Origin of the sequence: Sorangium sp. So ce367, from assembly GCF_051520455.1 — a bacterium.
In the GTDB taxonomy this organism is placed as follows: domain Bacteria; phylum Myxococcota_A; class Polyangia; order Polyangiales; family Polyangiaceae; genus Sorangium; species Sorangium cellulosum_B.
Genome location: NZ_CP150334.1, coordinates 10,559,309 through 10,579,646, shown reverse-complemented (window position 1 = coordinate 10,579,646; position 20,338 = coordinate 10,559,309). Strand labels below are relative to the sequence as shown.

The window sequence follows — 20,338 nt, the reverse complement described above, 5'->3', positions numbered from 1 at the left end:
TGCAGTTGGCATCTGCCGCCCTGCCGGCGCCGCGTGACGTCATGAGCAGCTCGACGGATGTCGTCTCCGCGTTGCGCGTGGCCGCCGCGCTCGAGAGCCTCGGCCGCGAGTGGTTCATCGGCGGCAGCCTCGGCTCGGGAAGCTTCGCTGCATCAGCGACGCTTGGATCGATCTGAGGATACTGTGTCCTCGAGGCAGCCGCTGCGACCGACGATTCCGCTTGCGCTCGGATCAGCTCGGGCTCTGTGACGCGATGAGCGATCGCAGCCAGTCGTCCGAGGCCTTGCGGTACTCGGGGACGCGGCTCCGTTCGGCCGCGGCGAGCGCCTCCTTCAGCCGAGGCGCGTCGAGGTCGTGGATGTAGCAGGGGGTACCCGGCTGCTGGCGCCACGAGTCCTCGAGGCCGCCTGCGTCGACCGCATCGAAGCCGAGCTCGTCGACGAGGCGCATGACCTTCGCCCGCGCTTCCGGCGGATCCCCCGCGATCGGGAGCGCGACGCGCCCCGGCGTGCCCTTCGGCTCGCCCTTAGCGAGCAGGCTCTCGAAGTAGATGTTGTTGAACGCCTTGACCACCGGCCGCCCGATCTGCTCGGCGACCCACGCGCTCTCGACCTGCCCCGCCTCGATGGCCGGGATGCTGCCGTCGCGGACCGGGTAGTAGTTGTTGGTGTCGATCACGACCACGTCGGCGGGCACGCCGGCGAAGAGATCCTTCGGCAGGTCCACGACTGCGCGCTGGGGGATCGTAACGACCACGATCTCGCCGCCGCGCGCGGCTTCCGCGGCCGAGACGGGGGTGGCGCCGGTCTCGGCGGCAAGCTCGCGGAGCGTGTCCGGCCCGCGCGAGTTCGCGATCACGACCTGGTGACCGAGCTTCCCCAACAGCTTCGCCAGCGACCCGCCGATCGAGCCGGCGCCGATGATTCCGATCTGCATTCGTCACTCCTTCGAGCCGAGCCGCCCGCGATCGAGCGCGGACGCCGGCGGTCCAGGTGCATCGTCTGACGCAGACGGGCGATCGCTCGCGCCGTTCACGTCGGGGATGGGCTGTACCACGACCAGCCGCCCTCGGCCCGCGCAGGAGAACGCTGCCCCCAGGACGAGCTTGCCCTCGGGGTATGACGACCTGGCCCCCAAGGTAGGGCGACCTCGTTCACGAGCAGCAAGGCGTCGTCCACGGCCAGCGCGACATCGTCCCGGGGATGGGATGAGGGAGCAGCAAGTTCAAACGTCCGCCGGCGCAACGCCTGAGTTGAGCCGTGCCGCGAAGCGGCGTCGGTTTGAACGATCTGTCAGCTATCACTTCATAGGTTGGCGGATGGTGGTTTTCCACTTGTTGTGCCGAGTGGGTCCGGCGTTTGCCGTCAAACGGTGGGCACAGTGCCCCCGTCGATCAGGTACTCGCTCCCATGGATGGACGCCGCCCTGTCGGAGGCAAGGAATGCGACGAGCTCCGCGACCTCTTCGGGCCATGCGGGACGCCCGAGGGGGATACCACCGAGCGCGTTCATGATGCCTTGCCGGGCCGTGTCTTCATCCGTACCGGCGTCGTCGGCAAGGCGCTTCACGAAGGTCTCGGCTGCCGTCGTGCGGATCCATCCCGGGGCGATCGAGTTCACGCGGACGCCCTTCGGTCCCAGCTCCTTGGAGAGCGCCTTGCTGTACGTGGACAACGCGGCTTTCGCCGACGCGTACGCGATCGTCGCGTCGTGGAGAGGGAGCCGGCGCTGGATGGACGTAACGTGGAGGACGACCCCCGCGCCTCGCGCGATCATGTGCGGGAGGAGCGCGCGATCGAGACGCACGGCGGCCATGAGGTTGAGCGACAGCTCGTCGTGCCAGATGTCCTCGGTGAGCGACGCGAAGCCGCCGCCCGGCGCAGAGGAGCCGCCGACGCTGTGGACCAGGATGTCGATCCCGCCAAGCTCGCCCAGGACCGCGCGGACGACGGCGTCCACCCCTGCCACCGTGGCGAGATCGGCCTGTACGAAGACGTTCGGCGACTGGCCTGCCGGGAGCGCAGAGCGCGCCGTGGTCGCCGTCACGGCGCCCCCGGCGCCGAGGCGGCGGACGATGGCCTCGCCCGCCCCCTTGGTGCCGCCTGTGACGAGCACGCGCTTGCCGGCGAACTCCTCGGGATCGATCGAGAATCGTCGGGAGTAGGCGGGCATGGCATCGACGCTCCGCGCGTTCTGCGCGGCGACGTCCCCTGCGAGCGGTTCAGGTACTTTCATGGGCGGTGATTCCTCCTGAGGGACGATGACTCGCGGCCCGGCGCGTGGGCCCCCTCGCACGCAAAGTTGGGCTAGGCTCATCGGGTGGCAAGAACGCACGAAAAGGTGGGGTACGCACCTGAAGGTGAGTACGACGAGCCGGCGACTCCCGAGATCGCCGCCGAGCGTGTCGAGCAGGCCCTCGAGCTCCTCAAGGGGCGCTGGAAGCTGGTGATCCTCTTCCGCCTCTTCGGAGGGAAGGTGCAGCGCTTCTCGGAGCTCGAGCGCGCCATCCCTGGCATCTCGCAGAAGATGCTGATCCAGCAGCTCCGGCAGATGGAGCGCGACGGGATGATCTGGCGCGTCACGCACCCCGAGGTGCCGCCCCGGGTCGAGTACGGGCTCACCGAGTGGGGACAATCGCTCTGCCCGGCGCTGGACACGCTGCTGCGATGGGCAGCCAAGCGCGGCGCGTCCTCTCCCGTCGATTCGCGTTCGTGATGGCTGCCCCGGCGGGCCGCTACGCCGCCGTCCACGAGGTTGCCCTTGCGGCGCGCTGCGCCCCTGCGCATCCAGCCGGCAGCCTCCCGCGCACCGCCCCCGCCGGGAGCTCCGCGAGACCGGGCAGCGGAAGAGGCGCTGGAGCCCGTGGAGCAACCGACGGAAGCGACGCGCCGGGACGCAGAGCTCGACGCGGATCCGTCCCGGGGGCGACCGGCCGAGGAGGTCTTTCGTGACGCCCGCGCGCGGTTCCGGTGACGCTCCCGGTCATCTTTCACGATCGGGCTGAGGTCGAGCTGAACGATCGCGCGCCCGACGTGCGACATCGACCTGGATGGCGCGCGAGAAAGGCGCTCGCGAGGTCGGGCGGTGGGACCCACCTGGCCGCTCCGACGTCCAAGGCGGGAAGACTGCGACGGGCGTATGCGCTCAGGGAGACGACAGCCGGCCGGCCTCGGGAGCCATGCTCGCTCGCTATCGTCGGGGATCACCACCGTGGTACAGTGGGTCAGGAGCCCGACCCCGATGCATGATCGCCAAGCCGAACGAACAGCGGCTGAACCCGCCGACGCCGAGAAGAGCTGGGATCAGCGGATACTCGAAAGAGTCCCCTCCGGCGTTGATGCATCGCTCATCGCCGAGAACCTGCGCTTGACTCCGACCGAGAGAGTCGAGCGGATGCGGAAGGCACTCGAGTTCATCGAGGAAGCGAAGGCAGCCCATGGTCACCGACTTTCGGCGCGTCGTTGAAGCGCTCGTCGGTGAGCGTGTCGATTTCGTGATCATCGGCGGGCTCGCACTGGTAATTCAAGGCTCGAGCCGCACGACGAACGACCTCGATATGTGCTACTCGCGCGATCGCGAGAACTTGCGGCGCCTCGCACGCGCCCTGGCTCCGTTCCATCCTACGCTTCGCGGGTTTCCCCCCGAGTTGCCCTTCTTCTGGGATGACCAGACGTTATGGAGCGGGCTCAACTTCACGCTGAGCACGGACATTGGCGCCATAGACTTGCTGGGCGAAGTGCCCGGAGTGGGTAGCTTCGACGACGTTGTGAGAGGGTCGGAGGAAATCCAGCTCTACGGCTCTGCGGTTCGAATCCTGGGGCTGGACGCCCTGGAACGCGCCAAGCGCGCCGCCGGTCGTGCCAAAGATCTGCTCGATCTCGGTGAGATCGCTGCGATCCGTGCGCGCCGATCCCCCTGATACTGATCGACGTCGACCTGCGAGAACGAAGCGACGCCGGCTACCGCAAGCGAGCCGCATGTCCGCGCCGACGAAGGTCGCTAAGCTCCTTCGTGTGCTCGCCAGGCACCTTTCGTGCTAAAACTTGCTAAAAACAGCGTTGCCCGCCTCTCCGAGCAACCTGGGACGGAACATGGCAACTCGACAGATTGTGGTGGATGTGCCCGAGAAGGTGCTCCTTGCGGAGAAGATGGACGAAGCTGAGTTCGCGCGAGAGCTCCGCACCCTCGCCGCGGTCAAGCTGTACGAACTGGGGCGGCTCTCGTCCGGCCGCGCTGCGGAGCTCGCCGGCATGGCGCGGGTCGAATTTCTGCTGAGTCTGGGTCGCTACAAGGTTTTCCCTCTCGACGCCGAGCTCCGCGCGCTGGAGGCCGCAGTTGGTTGAGGCCATCAGCAATACCCGACCCCTGCTGTACCTTCACCGCATCGGCGCCATCGACTGGCTCGCCGAGATGTACGGGCACGACTGCGCGCGCCGGCTGTTCGGTCACGTGCCGGCCGACGCCACGTGACGTCATGAGCAGCATGAGCAGCTCGACGGATGGCGTGGAGCGCCGTCCACCGAGATCGAGCTCGTGCGCGACGGACGAAGCCCCCTTGCGGCTCGCGCGTGGCGGAGTTCTGCTCGCCACATGTCCGACCTAAAATTCTATTACGCCCCCATGACGAGCGCAGACCGGGTGCACTGGGCGCTCGAGGAGCTCGGCGTCCCCTACGAGAAGGTCAAGCTCGACCTCGCGGCGGGAGATCAGCGCAAGCCCGAGTACCTCGCGCTCAACCCGAACGGCAAGGTCCCGCTGCTGATCGCGGAGGGGAAGCCGATCTTCGAAGGGCTCGCGATCCTGCTCTACCTCGGCGAGCGCTTCGGCGTGGACAAGGGCCTCTTCCCGCCGCTCAACGCCGATCGCGCCGAGGCGTTCAAGTGGATGGCCTGGGGCAACGTCACGCTGTACGAGGCGATGACGCGGCTCGTGCGCAACACCCTGGACCGCTTCCCCGCCGACGAGCGCAACCCCAAGGTAGCCGAGGGCGCGAAGCAGGACCTCACGAACGGGGTCGAGATCCTCGACCGCGCGCTCGAGGGCAAGGAGTACCTCGTGGGCAACCAGTTCTCGCTCGCCGACGTGTCGCTCGTGACGGCGCTGCCGTTCCTGGCCCACGTCGGCGTGGACCTCTCGCCTTTCGCGAACGTGAACGCGTGGATCGCCCGCTGTACGAGCCGGCCTGCGGCCAAGCGGGTCAGGCCGGGCTGACGTCTCCGCCCTCGCCCTGACTCTTGCGGAGCATCACCAGGAAAGCCGGGCCGCCGATCAGCGCCCGGCCGGCGATGGGCGCGGCGAAAGCGTCGTCGCGCGGGCGGCGGCGAGATCGAGCGCATTCCCGCTCTGCTGCGCTCCCGCCTGGCCCGCCTTGATCTATCTCCCTGTCCCCTCATGCCAGCGAGCTTCACCCAGCCCCGCCTTGTCGTCCTGCTCGCCTTCGAGGGCGTCGCGCTGCTCGATCTCGCCGGGCCTCTCGAGGCCTTCACCGTCGCGACCACCTTGCGCGCGCCGGGCGCGGCTCCGCCTTATCGCGCGATCGTCGCCTCGACGACCGGCGGGCCGGCACGCACCACGACCGGGCTCGCGGTCTGTGCCGAGCCGCTCGCGGCGCTCGACGGCGAGGCCATCGACACCCTGATCGTGCCGGGCAGCGGGCCGCCGGAGGCCCCGGCCGTGCCGCCTGATCTCGTCGCCTGGCTCGCCCGCCGCGCGCCGCGCGTGCGCCGCACCTGCGCCGTGTGCACGGGCGCCTTCCTCCTCGCCGCCGCGGGCCTGCTCGACGGTCGCCGCGCGGCGACCCACTGGCGCTCCGCGCCGCTCCTCGCGGAGCGCCACCCGCGCGTCCGCGTCGACGCGGACTCCGTCTACCTGCGCGACGGCTCGATCTGGACCTCGGCCGGCATCTCCGCCGGCATCGACCTCGCCCTCGCGCTCATCGAGGAGGACCTCGGGCACCGCGCGGCGATGGCGGTCGCCAGGCAGCTCGTCGTGTTCCTCAAGCGGCCTGGCGGGCAGTCGCAGTTCAGCGCGCCGCTCGCGGCGCAGGCCGCCGAGGGCGGCACCTTCGCCGACCTGCATGCCTGGATGGCGGACCGCCTCGCCGGCGATCTGCGCGTCGAGCGCCTGGCCGCGCAGGCGGGGATGAGCCCGCGCACCTTCGCGCGCGCGTACACGGCCGCGCTAGGGCAAACGCCGGCGAAGGTGGTCGCGGCCATGCGCCTCGAGGCCGCCTGCCAGGCCGTCGCCGGCACCGACCTCCCGCTCAAGCGGATCGCCCACCAGTGCGGCTTCGGCGACGAGCAGAACCTGCGCCGCGCCTTCCTGCGCCGGCTCGGCGTGGGACCGCTCGAGTACCGGGAGCGCTTCTCCGGGAACGCCCGCGCGCGTGGCAGGAAATGACGTCAGTTCGGCGGGGCGCCCCGCCAGCGAGCGCGCACCCTCCTGGAGCTTGGCCTTCGCCGGCAGACAGGAGCCCCCGCCATGACCCCAGAGATCGCCGGAATCCACGCCCCTGACACGCGCCTTGCCTATGACGCGACCGTGCTCGCGCGCGAGGTCTCGGCCCCTTACCTCTTCCACCACGTGATGCGCTCGTACTACTTCGGCGAGCTCGCGGCCCGGCAGCGCGGCATCGCCCTCGACCGCGAGCTGCTCTACCTCTCCGTTGTGCTTCACGACCTCGGCCTGACCGAGCGCTTCGCCGGCCCCGAGCGCTTCGAGGTCGACGGCGCCAACGCGGCCCGGGCCTTTCTCGTCGACCGCGGCCTGCCCCGGGAGAAGGCGTCCCTCGTGTGGGACGCCATCGCGCTGCACACCACCCTCGGCATCGCCCCGCACAAGGAGCCGGAGGTCGCCGTCGCCCATCTCGGGATCGGGATCGATTACGGTGGCATGGGGCTGGACGCGCTGCCGCGCGGAGCGGTCGAGGAGATCCTGAGGGCCTATCCGCGGCTCGAGATGAAGCAGGAGCTGCGGCGCGCCCTCTGCGGCGTCGTGGAGCGGAAGCCACACACAACGGCCGGCAATTTCCTCGCGGACTACGGCCGCCGCTACGTGCCGGGTTTTCAGCCCTTCGACGCCAGCGCCCTGCTGGAGGGCGCCCCCTTCGACAGCTGAGCTGGGCGGAGCGCTCATGAAGATCACGGCGAACCGGATCCAGATCCATGTCCGGGAGCGAGGTGAGGGGGACATCGCCCTCGTCTTTCTCCATTACTGGGGCGGCTCATCGCGCACGTGGGCGGCGGTGGCCGAGGCCCTCTCCCCGAGGTGCCGCACGGTCGCGATCGACCACCGCGGCTGGGGCGACTCCGACGCACCGGAAGAGGGCTATCGCATCGGCGATCTGGCCGATGACGCGGAGGCCGTGATCCAGGTGCTCGGCCTCGACCGCCACGTGCTGGTGGGCCACTCGATGGGCGGCAAGGTCGCGCAACTGCTGGCGTCCCGCCGGCCTGCCGGACTGCGGGGGCTCGTCCTCGTCGCCCCTGCGCCGCCCACGCCGATGCCGCTCAGCGACGAGCAACGCGCGACCATGGCCCGCGCCTATGACTCGCCGGAGTCGGTCGGCTTCGTGCTCGATCATGTGCTGACCGCGCGTCCGCTGAGCTCCGCGCTGCGCCAGCAGGTGATCGAGGACAGCTTGCGCGGCGCGCCCGCAGCCAAGGCCGCCTGGCCGCACGTCGCGTCGCAGGAGGACATCTCCGCAGACGTCGCGTCGATCGACGCGCCGGCGCTGCTGATCGCCGGTGAGCTCGACAAGGTCGAGCGCCTCGACGTCCTGCGGCGCGAGGTGGTGCCGCGCATCGCCGGCGCAGGCCTGCGCGTCCTGCCCGGCACAGGGCACCTGTCGCCCCTCGAGGCGCCCCTCGCGCTCGCGTCCGCGCTGCGCGATTTCGTCGGGGAGCTCGGATCCGCGTGAGCCGGAAGGCGCAAATCGCGGACGCTCGAAGGGACGATCCGCGGCCGTCGTTTCACGCGCGGGCCTCCAGCCCTCGCCGATGCCCGTCGGCTCGAGGCCTCCCTCGGTCGCCCTCTACATAAGACGCTTGTCCGCTATAGCGGATGGGCCCTTGCTGCGCCAGCAGCGGGCGCGTGCTGCGCGTGTGCTGCTGGAGCAGCAGGCGGCGGGCCGCACGCTGGCGCCGGCCTCCTGCCGTGGCGCCAGGGGCGGCGAGGCGGTCGCCAGGGGCCTGCTCCGGCTCGGGAGCGTGGTTTGCAAGGCGCCCGCGCGGCAGCACCCCCCGATTCGGCACGGCGGACGAACGCGCCGCTCGACCGGCCGCTCGCCTCGGTTCGCCTGATGACACCTTCGCCGCCTCTTCCCCAGCGTTATCTCCTCGGCTTCATGGTGCTCGGCCTGCTCGCGGGCTCGAGCAACGGCGTGGCCAAGGTGGTCTTGCCGCTGTATGCCGCCTCGCTCCACGCCTCCCCCTGGCAGATCGGCCTTGTCGGCGGCCTGCAGTTCACCGGCATGCTGCTGCTCTCGATGCCGGTCGGGGGCTTGATCGACCGCCACGGCAGCCGGCCGCTGTTCCGCTTCGGCGGCCTCGCGGGCGCGGCGCTGTACCTGCTCGGCTTCACCCACATGGATCGGCCCTGGCAGCTCATCGCGGGCGTGGTCCTCTTCGGGCTGCTCAACCCGTTTCGCATGGTCGCGACCCAGACCGAGTTTCTTCACCTGCTTCCTCGCCTCGGCCCGCGCAAGGCAGGGTGGCAGCGCGCGTCCCACTCGCTCGGCATGTTCTTCGTGGGCCCGATGCTCGGCGCGCAGCTCCTCGGCCTGCTCGGCTACACCGGCGTGTTCGTTGTGACCGGGCTCGGGCTTCTGGCGACGGTATTCGTCGGCGATCGCGTGCTCTCCGGGGCTCCACCTGGCCGCGGGCGCTCGGCCACGCCGCTCCTCGAGCGCCTGCGCGGACAGGTCGGGATCATCCTGTCTCGCCGCGAGCTGCGCCAGAGCATGTTCATCGAGCTGTGTGGTCAGATGGCGATGTCCTACTTCGCCGTGTTCGTTGTGTTGATCGGGATCCGCGAGTTTCACCTCTCGGTGCCCCAGGCCGCGACCCTCGTGACCCTCCAGGGCGCCGTGTTCGTGCTGACCCTGCTCCTCGCCGGGGGTGCCCTGTCGCCGCTGCGCGACGCTGCCCGTTACGCGATCGCCTTCTCGCTGCTGCTCGCGACCGAGCTCCTGCTCGCTTTCCCCCTCGGCGTCGCGTCGCTGTGGATCGGGGCGGTCTTGCTCGGGCTCGGGCTGGGCGTGCAGCACCTCACGAGCGTCAATCGCTTCGCGGCGCTCACCGCCGAGCTCGGCCGCGGCCGGGTGGGCGGCCTGTTCTCCCTCTCGGGACCGGCCGGGGGCCTGATCGGCGCGGTGGTGGGCGGCTCGCTCGGCCAGCGTTTCGGCCTGTTCAGCGGCTTTCGCGTGCTCGCGGCGCTCTATGCGGTGCTGATGCTGTGGCACGGGCGCGGCGTCCTGACCGAGAACGCCCAGCGCGTCGCGCTCGCCGAGGGCGAGCCGGAGTGACCGCAGCAGCTACGCCAGCCCACGCAAGAACGACAGGACCACCTCTCCCAGGCGCTCGGGTTGTTCAAAGGGAAGGCCGTGGCCGGCGTCCTGTACCTGTTCGATTCGCACGCGTGGGTTGAGGCTCCGCAGCTCCGTTGCCATCTCGAGCGTGACGACGGGGCTGTCGTCACCGATGACGAGCAGGCTCGGGACGTCAATCGCGCTCACCACGTCGCGGTACGCGGGGTTGGGCGGCGTGAGGACGTCGAACGCGTCCATGCGGGTCTTCAGCCTCGCCTCGGCCTGGAGCTCGATGATCTCGGGCGAGCGATGCGGCTGTCGGGCTCGGGCCCGCGCAACGAGGTCAGACTTCTGCAAGCCGAGGACCTGGCGATGTTGCTCGGCGACGTCGCTGTCGCACACCTCGCGCTGGCGCTCGGGGCTCAAGAACGTAGGGTCGACAAGGATGAGGCCGCGGAGGACCCCCGCCCCTCGACTCGCCACCACCGCGGCGGTCATGCCGCCCATCGAGTGGCCAAGCAGGACCGGACGAGAGAGCGAAAGGCCGCGGATGAGGCCCACGACGTCGCTCGCGTGATCGTCGTACCGGTATCCGTGGGGCGGCGCGCTCGAGCCGCCGTGTCCTCGGGCGTCGGGCATGACGACGTCGAATTCACCTTCGAGCGCCCGCGCCAGGGGAGTCCAGCAGGCGCCGCTCCCCATCAATCCATGGAGCAGGACGACGGGATGCTTGGCGCCTCCAGTTCGAAGGTAGTGGATGGTGATGCCGTTCGTTTCGCAGACTCCGCTGATCCAGGTCGTCATGGAACTGTCCCTGCCTCCCGCAGCTTCGCACGTGTGATGTCTCCCGTCGCCCATTCGACCCTCGCCAGCAGGACTACGCCTTGCGTACCGGGTAGCGCAGGTGGGTGACGCCGACGCCCGCGATCACCGTCGGGTTGCCGAGGACGGCTGGCGTGCGGGCGAGGCGGTCAAAGAGTCGAACTCCGGAGCCAAGAAGAACCGCCGCGATGTCGACGTGGATTTCGTCGAGGAGCCCAGCGTTCAGGCATTGCTGGATGGTGTCGGCGCCATGGACCCCGACGGACTTCCCGGCGGCGGCGGCTTTGGCCTGGTGCACGGCGCTCTCGATGCCGTCGGTCACGAAGTGGACAGTCGAGTTGGGTCGCGGCCATCCGGCGGGGATGTCGTGGGTGAGCACGAACGCCGGTCCCCAAGCGTGATTTCCGCCCCAGCCCTGCGCGAAGTTGAACGTGCGTCGACCGGTGAGCATGGCACCGAGTTCGGACGTGAGACCGCGAAGGTGCTCGGCGCTCGGCCCGGACACCTTGAACGTCATGGGATCCGAGCCTCCGGTGTGGATCTCGACGTCCCCCGAATTGGCGTACCAGTCGAACACCTCGGCCACGCCATCGTTGAGGTCGGCGACGTAACCGTCGAGCGACATGGACATGATTGCGACGACCTTCGACATTGCGATGCTCCTTTCGAGGGTGGAGACTGCGTTCAGGGGAGGCGCGTCAGCAAAAATGGCACGTTTGGCGAAGATCGCAGCCGAGGCATCGTTCGGCGAGCGCCGTGAAGTCGGGCACAGCAAATGGAAGACCTCCCTCGCGCGAGAACAGGTCTTCGAAGAGCCGGGCAGGCGGAAAAACGTAGTTGCCAAAGGTGATGCTCACCCATGAACGAGCCGCAGCGATTCCGGCGATCTCCATGTGCCCGGCCTTGTAGGGGTAATTGGCGATAGCATACGGCGGCACGTCCCCGAGATCCACGCGCGCTCCGAAATCGAGCGCCGCGTCCTCGGCGTCGCGGCCTTCGGACATCGACACGGGCACCTGGGTGCGATGGCATGTGATCGCGACGTAGTAGACGTCGTCGAACTGCGCTTGCGTCATGTCGACCCGCGCCCCGCCTTGAAGCGCTTCGAGCGCAAGCAGAGGTGGTCGGGTCGGTCGGAGCTCGCTCCAGATCGTGGCTTGAACGTTGTCATCATTCTCCAGGGAATGGCAGAGCTCCTCCGCGGAGTCGGGACGCAGCCACGACCCCGGATTGCGCCCGCGGACCTTGCCGGCCTTGGGCATCCCGCGCGACATCGTGAACACGAAGGACCCAACGGGCTCGGGGTCCGTCCGCACAAACCGCTCGGGGTCCTTCCCGACGAACCCAGCGCTCATCGCGGCCTCGAGAAACGCCGTCATCGCCTCCGCCTTGAAGACCAAGCTAGGATCGAGCGGGACGAGAAGATGAGAATAATACATGCTCATGGATTGCCTCGGGGTCCTGGGAGCCCTCCGTGAACGAGTCGCCACGTATCGATGGAGGGCGACCGGTACGACGAAGCTGAGGGTCGAACTATCTCCTTCTCGTGCATGTCGCCTCCGCTGCCCCGCATCAGGTAGCGCCGATCTACGGCATGTTGTCCGGCGGCTCGTTCCCGGCGCTCACAATGCCGAAGCGCGCGAGCGCGTTGGCGACGAGCGCTGCGAACGCGGGGTCGCTCCAGAGCGCCGAGCCGGCGTTGACGGATCCGGCGTTGAACACGCGCCCCCCGCGCGGACGCTCCCAGTAGATCAGCTCGCCGCCCTGGCTCGTCGCGCCTCTCTCCTGGCCATCCGTCGTGTGAAGGATCTGCCCGAAATAGTCGAACGCGCGCGAGCACGGCAACGTCGAGGTCGCGAGCACCTCGATGCCCGGCTCCGGTGTGGGCTCGGCGGCACCGTAGGGCACCGGAGCCTGCCGCAGTGGGAGTAGCGTGGCGATCGTGACGTCGTATTCGTGCCCGACCGCGGCCAGCGTCCCGGTGCCGAGTTTGTCGCCCGCGCGTAGGCCGGTCTCGAGCGGCTGATGAAACAGCGGGTGCGCGCCGTCGACTACCGTGTAGGGCGCGAAATCCGCGGAGCTCGCCGCCTCGGTGTACGCGAGGAACATGAGCCCCGAGAGGCTCGACCACGACCGACCGCAATCGCGCAGCAGCCCGCCGCGTTGCCCGTCGGCGGCGTGCCAGCTCTCGCCCCATCGGTCCGTGAATGTCCCGAGGCCGGGACCCACCTTGCGGCACTCCAGGATCGACCGATCGCGATCGTACGCGACGGTCCACCAGACCGCATTCCCCGTGAGCGACATGAGGCAGCCGCCGCTGGTCAGCCACGCGTCGACGGTGTCGAACATTCGCGTGGTCCAGTATTCGGCATGACCTGCGAGGACGAGGAGCGAGGCGCCTGCGAGCGCCCGCTGCCCCTCGCGATCCAGATCCGAGTCCGCGATCACGTCGTAATCATAGCGCTGTGCCTCGAGCCATGCGTGCGTGAAGTGCTCCGCGCGCACCAGATGGTGGTACCCGGCACCGTACGCAATCGTGTCCGGTGCCGCCGCTGGCAGAGGGATGCGCAGGCCGAGCTGGAAGCCGGGTTGACCACCCCGATGGGGCGCGTAGCAGCTGTGCTGCGGAACGTCACCGCCTTCGCCGCCGAACGGATTCGTATTGTACGCGCGCCAGGTGTGCGTGTTCGCGAGGACAACCACGCGCGGCCGCGGTCGCGTGCGGGGCGCGCGCACCACGAATGACACCCATGTCTCGCCGCTCGCACCCCGAAATCGCGCGCCGTAGAGGCCAGGGCGTGCGTTCGCGGGGATAACGACGGTGTCAGTCACGGTCCACCCGCAATCGTGGAGATCATCGCGCGCGAAGCGCACCGAGCTTCCCCGATCGGGGTCGGCGTCAGGATCGTACGCGCTTGTCAAGCGACAGTAACTTTTGACCCCCTTGCGACAGTAAAACTGACCCCCCTCCCGCGCCCATGGATCACCTGATCGGCGCGGTGTTCCCGCCGAGCAGACCCGCCTTCTTTTTCTGTTTCAGCCTGTAGCTGTCTCCCGAGATCATCAGGGTGTGGCTGTGGTGGAGCAGACGGTCGAGGATGGCGGCGGCGAGGACTTCGTCCCCGAAGACCGTGCCCCACTGCGTCACCACCTGGTTTGTCGTGATCAGGGTGCTGCTCTTCTCGTACCTCCTGGCAACGAGCTGGAAGAAGAGATGGGCGCTCTGCCTCTCGAAGGGCAAGTAGCCCAGTTCATCGACCACCAGAAGCTTCGGCTTCGTGTAGAACAAGAGCTTCTCCGCGAGCTGCCCCTCGGTTTCCGCCTTCGACAGCGTCGCCAGGAGCGCGGTCGCACTCGTGAAGAGCACCGAGTGCCCCGCCTCGACGGCGGCCCGCCCCAGCGCGATGGCCAGATGCGTCTTGCCCACCCCGGGAGGACCGAACACCAGCACGTTCTCGGCCTCAGCGATGAAGCGCCCGGTGGCGAGTTCGCGGACGAGCTTCTGGTCGATCGAGGGCTGGAACTTGAAGTCGAAGTCCTCGAGGGTCTTGATCGCCGGAAAGTGCGCGATCTGGATCCCCATCGCCACCCGCTTGCGCTGCTTGGACCCGATCTCCTCGCAGAGGAGCTTGTCGAGGAAATCGAGGTAGGTCGGCTCGGTTCTGGCCGCCTCGGAGAGCAGGGCATCGAGCCGCTCGGCGATGGAGCGCATCCTGAGCCGGCTCAGGCTCTCGACAACGCGCGCATGCACGATCTCGCGGCTCACGAGGCCACCTCCCCGATCACGGCCGCGTAGTCCGACAGGCTGCGCCCCATGGCCTCCAGGGCGCTCAGGGGCGCATCTAGCGGCGTCGGCGCGGCAGGCCTTCGCCACAGCCCGTCAAAGTGGCGGGGCTCGACGACACGAGCATGAGGCTCGAAGGAGCGCTCGTGCCGCGCCACCAACTCCGTTCCCCGATAGATGCGGACCTCGCGCTCACCGACAACGACGTCCACGGTGTCGCGCACAAGCCGGTGCGGGACGCTGTAGCGGATGGTGTCGACGTCGACGAGGGCGTCGTTGGCTACGCGTCGTCGGAGCCGCTGCTCTCGCACCGGCAGGGGCCGTGACGGCAACGGCCGGAGCGCGTGCCGCTCATCGCGCTCGAAGCGCACCATCGGCGCCTCGTGGGTCGTGCCGTGGATGCGCTGGTCGGCCTCGCCCATCCACCGGACCAGGTGGGCTTCGAGCGCGGCGAAGGACTCGAACTCGCGCCCCGCCAGCCCGTTGCGCTTGACGTACTTGACGCCCGACTCGGTCTTGCCCTTGGTGCGCGCCCGGTAGGGCCCGCAGGCGCGCGGGGTGACGTCCCAATCGCGACAGAACGCGAGGTAAGCCGGGTGGAACGTCACGGTGCCTGTTTCGCGCTCGCGGCCGAGCACCAGCGAGCGCGCATTGTCCCCGAGTACAGTGCGAGGCACGCCGCCGAAGTGGCGGAAGGCTTCTGCGATGCCTTCGCGCCAATCGTCCTGTCGCTCGCTCAGAAAAGCCTTGACGAACAGCCTTCGTGAGTGACTCAATACGGCGACCAGCAGGTGCACCCGCACGAATGTGCCGGCGATGCGGACCTGCTTCTGACCGAAGTCGATCTGCATCTGATAACCAGGGGCGGTCTCGAACCGTACGCTGGCCACGTCGGCAGCCCTTTGCCCGCGGCGAAGGTCGGCCACCACGCGCTGTACGGTCCTCGGGCTTACCGTGATGCCACGGCTGACAAGCTCGCCTGCGACGACCACGGCGTTGCCCTCCGCCAAGCCGGTGAAGAGCTGCTTGGCCTCGGCGCGGCCATCCTCGTCCAAGCAGCGACGACCAGGGCGCACCTGCGCCTCGGCGGCGGCTCCACCGCGCAAATAACGGCGGACCGTGTTGCGAGCCACGCCGAGCTCCGCGGCGATCCGTTTGGACCCCCACCCTCGGGCCGTGAACTCGCGAATCTGCCGGATAACGTCCGGCTCGATCATCTCCTGCACCTCCGAACCGAGAGGTGCCACGTCCAAGTCCCTGATTTCCATGCCGTTTCCTCCGCTCTGGCGCGAGGGAGGGGGGTCAGTTTTACTGTCGCGCGGGGGTCATTATTACTGACGCTCTACACGCGCTGAACTGCGTGACTTTCGCATCGGCGAACGAAGGACCGCCGATGTTCCACGTCCCGTTGTTGATCATCGTCCCGTGGCGAGCGTCGTCGGAGATGTCGGGCGCGAGAACGCCTTCACGATGGTCGAGCGGCCAGCAGCCGAACGCGGGACGCGCCGGAGGCGTCCGACCCCGATCGTTGAACCGGCCGAGGACCTCGGAGGCGGTGAGCGCCTCGGTGTAGATGACGGGCATCGCGAGATCGCCGTCGAGGAACTGATCCGCAACGCCGTTGTTCCCGTACGCGCCCAGCCGGATCGGACTCACACCACCGGCGACGTATCCAGTGAAACCGTTGGCTGCGCTGCGCTGCCCGTCGACGTAGAGGCAGCGCGTGCGGCCATCCCAGGTACCTACGACGTGGTGCCACGTGCCCGGCGTGAGACACAGGTGCGCAGCGCAGTCGCCGGCCTGCTGCCACGCGGCTCCATCACCGAGGTAGAAGTACGGTGTGAGCGTCGGGTCGAGGAAGAGCCCGAAGCTGCACGCCGACGGGTAATCGTGCTGCGTGACGAGCCCGGTCCAAGCGCCCGCCACCGTGGGCCGGACCCAACATTCGATGGTGATCTGGTTCACCACGAAGCCCGGCTGGAGGCCGATCGCGTGGATGTACGACCCCGGATAAACCGGTTGTTGCATGGGCCTGGGCTGCGCCTGTGTCGCGACGATCGTGTCGCTGCCGCGATCGCCGACCACCGTACCGAGCCTCCGGATCTCGATGTCGTACGGCGTATGGCTGCTCACGTAGAACTTGATACGCTCGCCCGGGTAGACACTCTCACGGTCGGCGTACGCGTGCAGCCCGGCGAGATCGATGCGGCGGTGCGGCGGCAAGGAGCTCATTGATGGATCTTTCCTTCTTTACGGAGCTTGGTGCCGAAGGTGCGATTCGTGTGAACCCTCAAGCGGGAGTACCTCGATGTATTGCCACCCAGCGTCGCAATCAGCTGTGCTGCGCGACACCTGTTCGCGTTTTGCATGTAGGCTGCGAACCGTGGTGCCCGATCACCGTATTCTCGCGGATGAGTCGCGGCATCTTGTAGCATATCTTCGTATTCCCGTGGATAGGTCGCGGTGTGCCGCAGGCGATCCGCGCATCTCCGGAGATAGGCCGCCGCTGCATGACTACGTATCCCCGTTGATGGGCTTCGGACGGCGACGGTGCACTGCGAGGCAAGATGCGTGCCTGTGGTGGATTGCCTCGGGCGACCGAAGTGCGGCCGAATGATCCGCGGTTCGGCCTGCCGCTCGATCTTCCTGCATGGCCGCGGCGCTCTTCCGGCGTCACCGCAGGCGCCGTTCCGGCGCGTCCGCCGGGCCGGGCGCCCGGTCAGGGGCGGCGCGGCGATTTTTTTTCCGGCGACCGATGATTCCTCGTGGGGCCGGGGGTCTACGGGGTGAATCCCAGCACGGAGGCACCCATGACCGCGATCTCCACCAGCATCCATCATCGTGACCAGGATCTCACCACCGGGCCCCGGGCCGAGGCGCCGGCCAGCGTCGCAGCGCCGGGAGCGGCGCCGTCCAGGCGAGCGCTGTGGGCGGGACGCGTCCTGAGCGGGCTGGGCGTGCTGTTCCTGACGTTCGATGCCGCGGTGAAGGTGCTGCAGCTGTTCCCCGCGGATGCAGCCACGGCCCAGCTCGGATTCCCGGTCAGCCTCGTCCCCACGCTGGGCTACCTTCAGATCGCCTGTCTGGTCACGTACCTGATCCCGCGCACCGCCGTGCTCGGCGCGATCCTGTGGACCGGTTACCTGGGCGGCGCGATCGCGATCCACGTGCGGGTCGGGAGCCCGCTCTTCAGCCACACGCTCTTTCCGATCTACATCGCCGCGCTCCTCTGGGCGGGGCTCTGGCTGCGCGACCGCCGCGCGCGCGCGCTGCTCGCGAGCCCGGCGTCGCTCGACCGATGAGCTATAGGTTTTCCATGGATCGCGAGCAAGGAGACCACCGATGATCAAGGTCTACAACTTCGCGCGCGGGGCCCGCGGCCAGCGCGTGATGTGGCAGTGCGAAGAGATGGGTTTGCCCTACCAGGTCGAGATGGTCTCGTATCCGCCGAGCGAAGCCTACCTCGCGCTGCATCCGCTCGGCACCGTGCCGTTCCTCGAGGATGAGGGCGGCGTGGCGATCCACGAGTCCGTCGCGATGATGCTCTACGTGGCGCAGCACTACGGGCCCACGCCCCTCCTGCCCGGCAAGGGCGATCCGGCGCTCGCGCGCGTGCTGCAAATGACCGTGTTCGGCGAAGCGACGATCGGGGCAGCCGTCAATGCCCTGCTGACAGCCCATTTCGGCGCGCCGGAGGCGGACAAGCGCAACTGGTCGGTCCGCGCGCACGAGGCGAGCGTCGAGAAGGCCTTGCGCTTCACGGCCACCATGCTCGGCAACATGCCTTTTCTCGCCGGCGAGCGCCTCACGCTCGCCGACATCTCCGTGAGCACCGCGATCGGAATCTATCGCGGCGCGCTCGGCAAGACGCTGCCCGACGAGCTCGTCGCCTACCAGGAGCGGATCGCCGCGCGGCCGGAGTACCAGCGCGCGCGCGCGAGGTGCCGTGGTGAGGACAGGGGCTGAATCCAGACGCGATCCGCATCCCTCCTGGAAAAGTTGACCCAGCATGGTTTGCCTGTAGCCTGCCGAGACATCGATCGGTGGAAGTGATGCCTGCGAAGCTTTGCGAGCTCAAGGTTCGTCCACTGGCAACTTTCTTGACGAGGCGCCCTCATGAATCGATCGTGGCCCGCGGTGGTCAAGTCGTTGATCTTCGTCCTCGCGGCGGTGCCCGCCGCGTGCAGCGACGCTGGCGTGGATCCGGGCGGGGCAGGGGGCTCGCCCCAGAGCTCGGGCACGCCGGCGTCGACGTCCACCTCATCGGCGTCCGCCTCATCGACAACCGCCGGCGGGGGCCCCGGCGTCTGGATCCCGGCGCTCGAGACGTCGTGGCACTGGATGATCGACCACCCCCTGGACCTGGACGACCCCAGGGACATGGGCCTGGTCGATCCCACGGGAGCGCCCATCGATTCGCCGCCTCCCACGGTCTACGACCTCGACTGGGAGTTCACGCCGGCCGAGACGGTGGCCGCGCTGCACGCGAAGGGCGCCAAGGTCATCTGCTACGTCGATGTCGGCGCGTTCGAGGACTATCGGCCAGACGCCGGCGACTTCCCGGAGTCGGTCAAAGGCAACCCGGACTACCACTGGGAGGGCTCGTTCTGGCTCGACATCCGGCAGATCGATGTCCTCGGGCCGATCATGCTGGCCCGGTTCCAGGTCTGCAAGGACAAGGGCTTCGACGCCATCGAGCCCGACGAGGTCGACGGTTACGCCAACGACTCCGGGTTCCCCCTCCGGTATGAAGACCAGCTCGCCTACAACGTGTTCATCGCGGATCTCGCCCACTCGGTGGGCCTGTCCGTGGGGCTCAAGGGCGACATCGAGCAGGCGGCGGACCTGTGGCCGTACTTCGACTGGACGCTGAACGAGCAGTGCTTCGAGTATGAAGAGTGCGAGCTCCTCGTCGATTCCTTCCTGGCGAACGGCAAGGCCGTGTTCGAGGTGGAGTACGACGATCCGTTCTCCGGTCACATGACCGACAGGTCGCTCTTCTGCGAACAGGCGAACGCCTGGGGCTTCAACAGCATGGAGATGCCGCTCGACCTCGACGGCGGCCGGTGGCCCTGCCGGTGACCCGCGGCCTTCCGAGCGCCCGCATCATCGCCTTGTCGGTGAGCGGGACGTAGGCCGCGAATCCCGAGGTCCACTCGGCTTCTTCCTCGTGCCCGCCGCCGCGCGGCCTCGGGCGCGCGGGCCGTCCCGGAGCGCGGCGATGACGAGCTCCCGGAAGCAGCGGGCGCCCTCGTCCTCGTGGGTCCGCTCGTGCCAGACGAGCTGCATGCGGAAGACGAGCGCGGCCACGGGCGGCTCGAGGAGGGTGAGCGGCGCGAGGCGCGCGAGCGCCTCGGCGATGCGGCGCGGCATGGCGGCGACGAGATCGGTGTTCGCGGCGATGACCGCGGCGGCGGAGAAGGTCGGGACGGCGGCGGCGATCTCGCGGTGCAACCCCTGGGCCGCGAGCGCCTCCACGGCGGCGCGGTTGCCGATGCCGCCGCGCCCGAGCGCGATGTGGATGTCGATGTGGCGCAGCGAGTTGAACGCCTCGCGCGTGAGCCGGCGGCGGGCGCACGGGTGACCGCGGCGGACCACGAACACGCTGTCCTGCTCGAAGAGGTCCGCGGCGTGGTGGCCCGGCGGGAGCGGGTGCGCGGGCGCGATCGTCGCGTCGACGTCGCCGCCGCCGAGCCCCCCGGTCGCCTCGAGGTGGTCGACGCTCACCACGCGGAGGGTCGCGCGCGGCATCTCGGCCGCGGCCGCGCGCGCGATCGCCGGCAGGCTGCAGATCTGGTCGAGGTCCGAGAGCGCGAGCGTGAACGCGCGCGTGGTCGCCCGCGGGTCGAACGCGCGATCCCCCTCGATCGCGCCCGTGATCTCGCCGAACGCGGCCCGGAGCCGCGGCGCGATCTGCTGCGCGCGGGGCGTGGGGACGAGGCCGCGCCCGCTGCGCACGACGAGCGGGTCGCCGAGCTGCGCGCGCAGCCGCGCGAGCGAGTTGCTCACCGCCGACGGCGTGACGCGGAGCCGCCGCGCCGCCCGCGCCGCGCTCCGCTCCTCGAGCACCGCGTGCAGGACGAGCAGCAGGTTGAGGTCGAGCGTCGACAAGTTCACGGATGGTGACGATTACCATCACGAATCATCACTGGCAATGAGCGTCAGTCCCACCCATGCTGGCCAGGAATCGAGGTCGGAGGTGGCGAG

The 20,338-nt window shown here is 68.9% G+C and carries 24 protein-coding genes; 14 read left to right on the top strand and 10 right to left on the bottom strand.

Going from position 1 to position 20,338, the window contains the following annotated elements; genetic code table 11:
* The first annotated feature begins 41 nt into the window (after positions 1 to 41).
* The gene (locus WME97_RS40070) at positions 42 to 176 is read left to right on the top strand and encodes a hypothetical protein (RefSeq protein ID WP_437295333.1); all 135 of its coding nucleotides are present in this window, start codon (positions 42 to 44) and stop codon (positions 174 to 176) included.
* 55 nt (positions 177 to 231) lie between these two features.
* On the opposite strand, the gene WME97_RS40065 is transcribed toward WME97_RS40070, so the two are convergent.
* Together WME97_RS40065 and WME97_RS40060 are read right to left on the bottom strand one after the other, a co-directional pair.
* A complete protein-coding gene (locus tag WME97_RS40065) occupies positions 232 to 936 on the bottom strand; it encodes an NADPH-dependent F420 reductase (protein WP_437545613.1) in 705 nt (234 codons plus the stop codon).
* 428 nt (positions 937 to 1,364) lie between these two features.
* Positions 1,365 to 2,171: an SDR family oxidoreductase gene (locus tag WME97_RS40060; protein WP_437555583.1), complete on the bottom strand. Its 807-nt coding sequence runs from the start codon at positions 2,169 to 2,171 to the stop codon at positions 1,365 to 1,367.
* A 147-nt stretch (positions 2,172 to 2,318) separates the two neighbouring features.
* Between WME97_RS40060 and WME97_RS40055 the strand changes: the two genes are divergently transcribed.
* The 10 genes from WME97_RS40055 to WME97_RS40010 all read left to right on the top strand — a co-directional run bounded on the left by WME97_RS40055 (position 2,319) and on the right by WME97_RS40010 (position 9,522).
* Positions 2,319 to 2,714 carry a winged helix-turn-helix transcriptional regulator gene (locus WME97_RS40055; protein ID WP_437545610.1) on the top strand — a complete coding sequence of 132 codons (396 nt, stop codon included), beginning with the start codon at positions 2,319 to 2,321 and terminating at the stop codon, positions 2,712 to 2,714.
* 525 nt (positions 2,715 to 3,239) lie between these two features.
* Entirely contained in the window at positions 3,240 to 3,464 is a 225-nt protein-coding gene (locus WME97_RS40050; protein ID WP_437545608.1) for a hypothetical protein, read from the top strand.
* Positions 3,436 to 3,918, top strand: a complete 483-nt coding sequence (locus WME97_RS40045) for a nucleotidyltransferase (RefSeq protein ID WP_437545606.1) — start codon at positions 3,436 to 3,438, stop codon at positions 3,916 to 3,918. The genes WME97_RS40050 and WME97_RS40045 overlap by 29 nt, the downstream gene beginning before the upstream one ends.
* Before the next feature lie 172 nt (positions 3,919 to 4,090).
* Positions 4,091 to 4,342 carry a UPF0175 family protein gene (locus WME97_RS40040; RefSeq protein WP_129572626.1) on the top strand — a complete coding sequence of 84 codons (252 nt, stop codon included), beginning with the start codon at positions 4,091 to 4,093 and terminating at the stop codon, positions 4,340 to 4,342.
* Positions 4,335 to 4,469, top strand: coding sequence for a hypothetical protein (locus WME97_RS40035; protein WP_437545604.1), 135 nt, complete (start codon positions 4,335 to 4,337; stop codon positions 4,467 to 4,469). The genes WME97_RS40040 and WME97_RS40035 overlap by 8 nt, the downstream gene beginning before the upstream one ends.
* 120 nt (positions 4,470 to 4,589) lie before the next feature.
* A complete protein-coding gene (locus WME97_RS40030; RefSeq protein WP_437545602.1) occupies positions 4,590 to 5,210 on the top strand; it encodes a glutathione S-transferase family protein in 621 nt (206 codons plus the stop codon).
* Positions 5,211 to 5,390: 180 nt separating this feature from the next.
* Positions 5,391 to 6,398, top strand: a complete 1,008-nt coding sequence (locus WME97_RS40025; protein ID WP_437545600.1) for a GlxA family transcriptional regulator — start codon at positions 5,391 to 5,393, stop codon at positions 6,396 to 6,398.
* 81 nt (positions 6,399 to 6,479) lie between these two features.
* Positions 6,480 to 7,115, top strand: a complete 636-nt coding sequence (locus WME97_RS40020) for an HD domain-containing protein (RefSeq protein WP_437545597.1) — start codon at positions 6,480 to 6,482, stop codon at positions 7,113 to 7,115.
* A gap of 16 nt (positions 7,116 to 7,131) precedes the next feature.
* On the top strand, positions 7,132 to 7,917 hold the full coding sequence (locus tag WME97_RS40015) for an alpha/beta fold hydrolase (RefSeq protein ID WP_437545595.1): 786 nt from the start codon (positions 7,132 to 7,134) through the stop codon (positions 7,915 to 7,917).
* Positions 7,918 to 8,298: 381 nt separating this feature from the next.
* Entirely contained in the window at positions 8,299 to 9,522 is a 1,224-nt protein-coding gene (locus WME97_RS40010; protein WP_437545593.1) for an MFS transporter, read from the top strand.
* Positions 9,523 to 9,531: 9 nt separating this feature from the next.
* On the opposite strand, the gene WME97_RS40005 is transcribed toward WME97_RS40010, so the two are convergent.
* The 7 genes from WME97_RS40005 to WME97_RS39975 form a co-directional block, all read right to left on the bottom strand.
* Positions 9,532 to 10,329: an alpha/beta fold hydrolase gene (locus WME97_RS40005; RefSeq protein ID WP_437545591.1), complete on the bottom strand. Its 798-nt coding sequence runs from the start codon at positions 10,327 to 10,329 to the stop codon at positions 9,532 to 9,534.
* Between the two features lie 73 nt (positions 10,330 to 10,402).
* A complete protein-coding gene (locus WME97_RS40000; protein WP_437545589.1) occupies positions 10,403 to 10,999 on the bottom strand; it encodes a dihydrofolate reductase family protein in 597 nt (198 codons plus the stop codon).
* Positions 11,000 to 11,045: 46 nt separating this feature from the next.
* Positions 11,046 to 11,747 (bottom strand): hypothetical protein, encoded by a 702-nt coding sequence (locus WME97_RS39995; protein WP_437545587.1) that lies wholly within the window; start codon positions 11,745 to 11,747, stop codon positions 11,046 to 11,048.
* A gap of 187 nt (positions 11,748 to 11,934) precedes the next feature.
* Complete coding sequence (locus WME97_RS39990) at positions 11,935 to 13,221, bottom strand: N,N-dimethylformamidase beta subunit family domain-containing protein (protein ID WP_437555581.1); 1,287 nt, start codon at positions 13,219 to 13,221, stop codon at positions 11,935 to 11,937.
* Between the two features lie 109 nt (positions 13,222 to 13,330).
* Positions 13,331 to 14,113: an IS21-like element helper ATPase IstB gene (gene istB, locus WME97_RS39985; protein ID WP_437544978.1), complete on the bottom strand. Its 783-nt coding sequence runs from the start codon at positions 14,111 to 14,113 to the stop codon at positions 13,331 to 13,333.
* Positions 14,110 to 15,348 carry an IS21 family transposase gene (gene istA / locus WME97_RS39980; RefSeq protein ID WP_437555340.1) on the bottom strand — a complete coding sequence of 413 codons (1,239 nt, stop codon included), beginning with the start codon at positions 15,346 to 15,348 and terminating at the stop codon, positions 14,110 to 14,112. The genes istB and istA overlap by 4 nt, the downstream gene beginning before the upstream one ends.
* A 91-nt stretch (positions 15,349 to 15,439) precedes the next feature.
* Positions 15,440 to 16,363: a LamG domain-containing protein gene (locus WME97_RS39975; RefSeq protein WP_437545585.1), complete on the bottom strand. Its 924-nt coding sequence runs from the start codon at positions 16,361 to 16,363 to the stop codon at positions 15,440 to 15,442.
* A gap of 578 nt (positions 16,364 to 16,941) precedes the next feature.
* On the opposite strand from WME97_RS39975, the gene WME97_RS39970 reads away from it, so the two are divergent.
* The 3 genes from WME97_RS39970 (at position 16,942) to WME97_RS39960 (ending at position 19,213) form a co-directional block, all read left to right on the top strand.
* On the top strand, positions 16,942 to 17,433 hold the full coding sequence (locus tag WME97_RS39970; protein WP_437545582.1) for a DoxX family protein: 492 nt from the start codon (positions 16,942 to 16,944) through the stop codon (positions 17,431 to 17,433).
* A gap of 40 nt (positions 17,434 to 17,473) precedes the next feature.
* Positions 17,474 to 18,097: a glutathione S-transferase family protein gene (locus WME97_RS39965; protein ID WP_437545580.1), complete on the top strand. Its 624-nt coding sequence runs from the start codon at positions 17,474 to 17,476 to the stop codon at positions 18,095 to 18,097.
* 150 nt (positions 18,098 to 18,247) lie between these two features.
* Positions 18,248 to 19,213 carry an endo alpha-1,4 polygalactosaminidase gene (locus WME97_RS39960; protein ID WP_437545578.1) on the top strand — a complete coding sequence of 322 codons (966 nt, stop codon included), beginning with the start codon at positions 18,248 to 18,250 and terminating at the stop codon, positions 19,211 to 19,213.
* 24 nt (positions 19,214 to 19,237) lie between these two features.
* On the opposite strand, the gene WME97_RS39955 is transcribed toward WME97_RS39960, so the two are convergent.
* Positions 19,238 to 20,248, bottom strand: a complete 1,011-nt coding sequence (locus WME97_RS39955; protein ID WP_437545576.1) for a LysR family transcriptional regulator — start codon at positions 20,246 to 20,248, stop codon at positions 19,238 to 19,240.
* Positions 20,249 to 20,338 lie beyond the last annotated feature (90 nt).